Source organism: Vibrio splendidus, assembly GCF_002873455.1.
GTDB lineage: Bacteria > Pseudomonadota > Gammaproteobacteria > Enterobacterales > Vibrionaceae > Vibrio > Vibrio splendidus_J.
Window position 1 is genome coordinate 1 of sequence record NZ_MCUN01000023.1, and the last position, 6,937, is coordinate 6,937.

The 6,937-nt window shown below is 38.0% G+C and carries 5 protein-coding genes, 1 tRNA gene, 1 rRNA gene and 1 pseudogene; 6 read left to right on the top strand and 2 right to left on the bottom strand.

What is annotated here, in order from left to right; genetic code table 11:
- Positions 1 to 63: 63 nt before the first annotated feature.
- Both rrf and BCU75_RS17675 read left to right on the top strand, forming a co-directional pair.
- Positions 64 to 179: ribosomal RNA gene (gene rrf / locus BCU75_RS17670) — 5S ribosomal RNA — on the top strand.
- Positions 180 to 250: 71 nt separating this feature from the next.
- A tRNA-Ser gene (locus tag BCU75_RS17675) sits at positions 251 to 341 on the top strand.
- 531 nt (positions 342 to 872) lie between these two features.
- Here the strand turns inward: BCU75_RS17675 and BCU75_RS24860 are convergent.
- A pseudogene (locus BCU75_RS24860) lies at positions 873 to 1,931 on the bottom strand (recombinase family protein); the annotation flags it as partial.
- 723 nt (positions 1,932 to 2,654) lie between these two features.
- Between BCU75_RS24860 and BCU75_RS17690 the strand changes: the two are divergent.
- The 4 genes from BCU75_RS17690 to BCU75_RS17705 all read left to right on the top strand — a co-directional run bounded on the left by BCU75_RS17690 (position 2,655) and on the right by BCU75_RS17705 (position 6,567).
- Complete coding sequence (locus BCU75_RS17690) at positions 2,655 to 3,272, top strand: hypothetical protein (protein ID WP_102474617.1); 618 nt, start codon at positions 2,655 to 2,657, stop codon at positions 3,270 to 3,272.
- Positions 3,273 to 3,386: 114 nt separating this feature from the next.
- A complete protein-coding gene (locus tag BCU75_RS17695; protein WP_065608107.1) occupies positions 3,387 to 3,593 on the top strand; it encodes a hypothetical protein in 207 nt (68 codons plus the stop codon).
- 133 nt (positions 3,594 to 3,726) lie between these two features.
- Complete coding sequence (locus BCU75_RS17700; RefSeq protein WP_102474618.1) at positions 3,727 to 4,584, top strand: hypothetical protein; 858 nt, start codon at positions 3,727 to 3,729, stop codon at positions 4,582 to 4,584.
- A gap of 645 nt (positions 4,585 to 5,229) precedes the next feature.
- Complete coding sequence (locus BCU75_RS17705) at positions 5,230 to 6,567, top strand: hypothetical protein (RefSeq protein ID WP_133148300.1); 1,338 nt, start codon at positions 5,230 to 5,232, stop codon at positions 6,565 to 6,567.
- A gap of 40 nt (positions 6,568 to 6,607) precedes the next feature.
- On the opposite strand, the gene BCU75_RS17710 is transcribed toward BCU75_RS17705, so the two are convergent.
- Positions 6,608 to 6,937, bottom strand: a 330-nt coding sequence (locus BCU75_RS17710) for an integrase core domain-containing protein (RefSeq protein ID WP_133148301.1), incomplete at its 5' end; no start/stop codon positions are given.

A 6,937-nucleotide genomic window follows, 5' to 3' on the forward strand; every position in this document is an offset into this window, starting at 1 on the left:
CAGACCTTGAATGCGTTTGAAGAGAAATAACTTTTAAATCAGCTTTCCGAATTTTAAAATTTGCTTGGCGACCATAGCATTGTGGACCCACCTGATTCCATGCCGAACTCAGAAGTGAAACACAATAGCGCCGATGGTAGTGTGGGGTTTCCCCATGTGAGAGTAGGACATCGCCAGGCTTTAAATATCGTTACCTGTGTATACATGTAACAACATCACCAGTGTACTAATCTGTTGATGACAATTTGTTGGAGGGATGGCTGAGTGGTCGAAAGCACCGGTCTTGAAAACCGGCAACCGTTAATAGCGGTTCTAGGGTTCAAATCCCTATCCCTCCACCACCTTGATACGGAAACGGGAACTGAGAAATCAGCTCCCGTTTTTGTTTTTGATACGCAATTAAGAAGTACGATTTTCTTTCCTCGTATCCTCAATTTCTTTTTTTCGTTCCATTCCACCTTAATATCAGTGATTAGGCTCTTAAGTAACCAATTCGCGTTACTATCAGTTGATTCTCTTAAGCACTTACTTAGCTTAGTACAAAATAACTGAGCTTGAGCCTCTCCGAATTTCATTATTGGGAGCTCTTTTGAATTTTTAGAAAGCTTCATGACTGCTTTTTTTACTTCTAGAACTTCTTTTTCCTGTTTCTTGATAAAATCGGAAACTGATGAAAACTGCACTTCAGTGGGTTCGTTGTAGAATTTTTGTATAAACCTATGTAATTTGTCTTCCTCAATCTTGAGCTTACGAGTAAGCCTTGTGAGCTCATTTGCATCTTTCGCAAAACACTCTGAATACCTTTTCCTCAAGTCCTTACTAATACCCATAATGTTCTTTGGCGTGAATACCTCAGCAAATATCTTATCTAACACAATACATTCAATTTTGTCTTTTGGAATCGGTTTAAAGCTACATAGGCTTTTACCCTTTCTAATTTTTTTGCCACAATCGTAGTATTTGTAACTCCCAGACTTTCCAGTCATCATAACCAGTTTTGAACCACATTTTGGACACTTTAAAATTCCTGAAAGAAGGTATTTAGTGTTCCATGCTGCGAGCTCCCGGTTCTTAAGCTCTCTTTGTCTCAACCCCTTCTTGACTGTGTTAAATAGCTCCTCATCGATTATAGGAGGAACTGGGACTACAATTGGCTCTTTCTCTTCATACTTTGAGGTTTTTCCATATATATATTGGCCTATGTAAATAGGATTATTTAAAAGCTTCCCAATTGCGTTTTTATTCCAAAGTTTCATTCGATTGGTTATTTTTAGTTCATTGAGCTTGTTTGCGATTTTCTTGACCCCCATTGGCTGATTCGAAATATCCCCCTTTGCCCAATGGAATATCTGTTTCACGTACTCAGCTTCACTATCATCGACAACTAACTTTTTTCTCTGTTTATCATTAGTCTTTCCAGCATTGATGGATTTATATCCGAACGGTACTGTTCCTCCTGTGAAGAAGCCTTTTCTTGCAGTATCGTAGAGGCGGTCTGTCACTGTCTTGCCGTTTAGTGCACTCTGATGTTCGTTCACGGAGCCTAAGATATTGAATAGTAAAGTGGTTGTTGAGTCCCAATCTATCAGATTATCTGCTATTGATTTCAGCTCCACATCAAATCGTTTAAATATGCCGATCAATCTTACCTGCTCTTCTACTCTTCTTGTCAGTCTTGATAGGTTGTAAACCACAACTGCATCAATTACTTTTTCATGCTGATTCTCACTCTGTATAAATTGGAGCATCCCCTCAAAACTAGGCCTTCTTTTTCCACTATAGGCACTGTAACCTGCATCTTCGTAGTAGTTTACAATTTCATACCCCTGTTCTTTGCACCACTTATCTATATGGTACTTTTGTCCATCCAGTGAGTCTCCTTTTTCTACTTGTGATTCTGAGGAAACTCTAATATAAGCGACGCATTTCATTTCTTAGCTCCCTTTTTGATTTTAGGAAATTGTGAAATAGAGTGGACAAAGATTTTATTAAATTCTCGTTCCTCTAAACATAGAATGATGTTTTTTAACTTAGACTCTAGATCTTTAGATAATTTTAATTTTACGTTTAGGTTATTGCTCATAGTTCTTATCCTATATGCTATCGAACGGTACGAATACAAGAACAAAGTTAGCACACTAATAATTATTATGTATTTACATGTTTACTTGTAGATATAAGTATCAAGTAACTTAGGCGGTGTAAAATATCACTCACCCTCTCAATTCATAAACTTAAAAAAAATCAATCGGTTTTTTAGGTATATACATTGTTTTTTTATGAAAAAAAGATATTAAAAAAACATGAAAAACTTAATTTGAAAAAACTAACTTTACCATTAGGAATTGATAATCAATTTTATTTTGTTATCGAACGCGCTGAAGTCTTATAATTTTTATACGAATAAAACAAAAGTAAACAGGGTGTATTTTCTGTATCTCAGTGATTAAATTAAAATAAAATCATATATCTTAAAAAACTAAAAAAAACACCCATCATATTTTTCAGGTTAATTATCGAAAGTAAACAAGTAGGCAAGGATTTCTTCGGCATATCTACTAGAAATCAAACGCTTGTAAGCGATCGAACTTAGAGTTAGGATTATTGACTTCACAGGTGGAATGTATCTTTAATAATCGTTTTGGAAGGTAAGTGTGGGAAATGAATTGCCCCATTTTGGGGGCATCGATAGTATGGAAAAAGAAATTGATGTTGAATCAGTTCTGTTAAAATCAAAGAATGATAATAGGTGCTTTGAAAGTAAAATAGAATTTTTGATGGATTGCTTTGATTTGAAATCAATTGAAGAAATTAACTTTTGGAATGCTATTCAGTCGACTGAGTTTGAAAGAATTGAAGATGAATTATTAAGGGATAATTCTTCAAAATGTATTCCTGACATCAATAGTCGATATTATGCTCTTGAAAGTAAAATTTATATTAGACCGAAAATTGAGATAGATAAGGTAACAAATGAGCGTTGGCTCTTTAAATTAGTGCCTGACTATAAACTATCCTCTCTTATGAGTCGCTGGGAAAGAGATAACGAGAATAAAACACTAGAGATAAGACAACCATCACAACAAGTAGAAACAAACATGTTAATAGATTTTTATAGGAATGAACTAAAAGAGGTGGTTTATATAATTAATGGAGCTGTTGAACTTTTAAAATGGTTACATTGCTGGGGTGGCAAAGCCTTCATACTTGAAGACCTATTCGAAGATGAAATTTTCCACTTATTGTTTGGTAGTTTCGAATGTGAGAAATAGGACTTAAGCGTATTTGACTAAACTCTGATACTGAGCCCTAATTTAGGTTGGGGCTTTCTTTTTACTTTTTAGTAACCAAACACCCTCATATTAAATTAAAAATTAGGTAGTTAGATGAAAAAAACACCACCAAACCTAAAAGCATTTAGATTCAACGGAATTCCATTTCTAGTAGTTGACCCGAGTACGCTACCTGTTGATGCGTTGGCGGCATTAGATAGATACATGCGTGGTAAAACCGTCAGCCATCCCATCTATATCTACATACAGGATTGGGACGAGTTTTGCGGTGCTGTTGAGCGAGGTGATATCACTATTTAATATAACCAAGTTTTGATTGTCAGTTAACAATCTGATTGGATTACATTTACTAATTAATGTTAATACCAACCATCTTTAAGGTAGTTTGGTAACAAATGACTGGCGAGATAGTTATCGATGAAGTGAGGTAGGTATGTTTAGAGCGGCTAGATTTGAGAACGTTACTCAGACGCTCCAACATTATGCAGATGAGCTTGATGTTGCGATCACAAGAGCACTTGCAATTTTTGCTGGCATTGAACAATACAGAGCAAATAGGGACGGGACATTTTTATATGTGCCTAACAATGGTAGCTCTACAACAACCATTACCCCTGAGCAATTTAAGGATGCATTCCTTGAGAGCATGGGTGCTATTACAATTTATGAATACGAGAAGCCGAAGGGCAGAACCCTTAAACTTAACGACGTTTGGTTAGATGACCCAATTGGTAGTGCCGGAATCGATATATTAGATGTGAACGTTTTGACGGAAAAACAGAGAACGGAAGTTATGGCTATCTTCTCACCGTTCATTGGTGTCATTTACCCCCAGCATGTAGCTAAAGTCTATTCAAAGAGTGATATTTCGAAAATCTATAAACAGATCACTAGGACAAAGCTTGGTAGAGACGAAATGGCATCAAGAAAGTATCGTTCGCTGTCACTTGGTGAGTCATGGTCGCTCAGTAAGCCACAAGAGACCATCTGGACATACCTAACTCTTGAACTTCGAAAGTGGGCACTCAGTGATGGCTACGATTATTTTTGCTATGTGAACACACACGAAAAGGATGGTTCAATGTGCTATGTAGCGTTATCAGATAACACATTCGGAAAGCCAATTGCGAGGTACCGATTTGATCACGAGCGTTATAACGAGCTACCAGCAAGTGCATTAATCACGCGAACAAAAGAGTTGGCATTAAAGGGGGAATCAAGTGTTCAAATAGATGATTTCATTTGGTGCGGGAACCCCCCTTCTGACTATTGGATTAGAGAGCCCTGTTGATAGGATAACTTTGATCCTGATAAATGGTTGCGACACTAGAAGTGATCCGAAAAGGCATAGCGTTCTATGGAACGTAGCTCGGGCTCATCCAACGATGGCTTAAAGTGCAAATCTAGATCGTTTCTGCACTTAAGCTCAATGTGCATATTGATTCTCAATTAACTAGCTAGGAATCCGCAGGAGTTGAGTTACATCGTTTTATGTATCCCAACTTTGGAGCGGAAACATGATAAAAACGGATGCTGTGCCGTTTTTATGTATATATTTCGGACGTAAAGCATTTGAAAAGAGTCATCCCCCAAAAGAGCGTACTAGAGAAGCCTTGCCTAGATTAAGCCCCAATATTCTGTTTTGCAAAGCTAACTAACCTCGGCTTAGCAACTTCATGTAACTCAAAATTGCCCCAAAGTTTGTTAACGCATTTACTCAGTGGCAGATCACACCACTGGAATCACAGTACTTTTGCTCATGGTTACCCGCAGAGAGACCGTGACAAAAAACTCCCAGAACCGTGCAAAAATGTTGTTCTTGACCTGCAACTATCGTCTGCATTGTTATGCAAGTCTGCGGAGAGATATAACTAGCAGCTAGACATCACGGTGTAAGGCTTGACTACAGCCCTTTCTAGTAATGGTGAAATTCATCGTGTATAAAGTTAAAAATACTTTTCTAAATCAGAGATTAAGACTGGAAGAAATGAATAAAAGCATTATTTCAATTACTCTTATAACAACTTTTGGCCTGACAGCATGTCAGAGCACCAATAACATTACTGAAAACCACTACCTCTACCTTCAGGATCAAGTAATTTCTAATAGCAAAGATTTTGATGAGGTGTTCGATAAATGGATAGCAGCAAAGCAAGAAAAGAACACTCTTGGTGTTTACGAGTTCCCGTCCTTAGCAGCGCGAACCGATGCGATTAATGCAGTGACAAACGGGTTCGAACGCTATTGTGATTATATCCGTGGCTCGCTTGCCATAGAAAAAGTTAGCTATGGCGAAAAGTATGTGTGCTCCAAAGAAGCTCAACCATACATTGCTGTTTCTTACAAACTTTACAACAACAACCAGCTCAGTATTTATCCGTCAACCCCAAGCACGAGGTTGAAGCAAGAAGAAAGCAATACAAAAAGAGAACTTGAAAGCGCTAAAATTGAAGAATTGAAGCTATTGAATGGCCCAAGTGGAACTCTTGTTCTAGACAGCGGAGAGTCCATTGATTTCCTTAGGGTTGGAACTATTCGAAATCGAGAACTGATACACTTAGGGGTAAAAAATGGCAAGCAGGTTGGCGACTATGGTTACACCTACATTGATGATGTAGCTAGCATCGATTTTGTAAACCATACGTTTACTAAGAAAAGTGGTGGTACCTCGAAGTATGATACTTTTGGTTTAACTAAGTCTGTAGATTATCACGCTATGGGTGTCGGTATTGATGGTCTGGCAGTTGTTACTGTTGATCCTATAAACCAACAACTCTTAGTTCGTCGCTACCCAAACCTCATCGGTGTTTCCACTGTAACATTTAAGGAGTCAGACGGAAAAGGCGGATTCATGTCTAGTGAGTACGACATAACACCGTATGTAAATGAACTTAAGACGTATTTTTCAGCCGAAGCCCTTAAGATAGAAACAGAGCGTGATTGGAGTCGTTATGTTGACTTTGCCAATTTGCCACCGAAAACCGTTCTGCGAGTAGTCAAGTTAGTTAACTCGATTGCGGACGATGGCTATGGGCCTTATCTTGGGGATAACATTGAAGGTTTTAAGTATGGTCCTTATGTATATGCAATGAGCCAAATTGCTATGAAAGAAAGACGCTATTTAGAAAAAGGTTACAAGTTTACGAATGAAACTACGCCTCTGGCCTCGTATATTCTCATGTCATGGATGAAGTTGGATGTTGAGGGGAATTCTTATGGATACGTTGCTAAGAGAGAGCTGCAAAAGCAAGTTCTAAATCACTTTTCATACTGATTATTGACTGTTTGTCTCGTCCTAAAATACGTTGACGATTTTAGTAAGCCAGTAACGCAAGTTGCTGGCTTTTTTCATGCATCTTATTTGGCGTATTCATACCCAAGCTGAGATGCGGCCTCATTTCGTTGTACGTATATATCGACTCCTCAACAAGCATTTTCAGCTCGCGAAGATCTTTGCACTGAGTAAGCAAGAATTCTTGCTTGAGGATACCATTGACGCGCTCAGCTAACGCGTTTTGGTAACAGTCATAACCATCCGTCATTGACGGTGTTATGTCATGCTTTTTAAGCTTCTCTTGATAAAGACTAGAACAATACTGAAGCCCTCTATCTGAGTGATGGATTGTCGCATGACGATAACATCG

What these genes read in the sequence shown, in the direction of transcription:
- BCU75_RS17700 (WP_102474618.1), top strand. Translation starts at nt 3,727, where the DNA reads ATGTTTAGAGCGGCTAGATTTGAGAACGTTACTCAGACGCTCCAACAT.
- BCU75_RS17695 (WP_065608107.1), top strand. Translation starts at nt 3,387, where the DNA reads ATGAAAAAAACACCACCAAACCTAAAAGCATTTAGATTCAACGGAATT.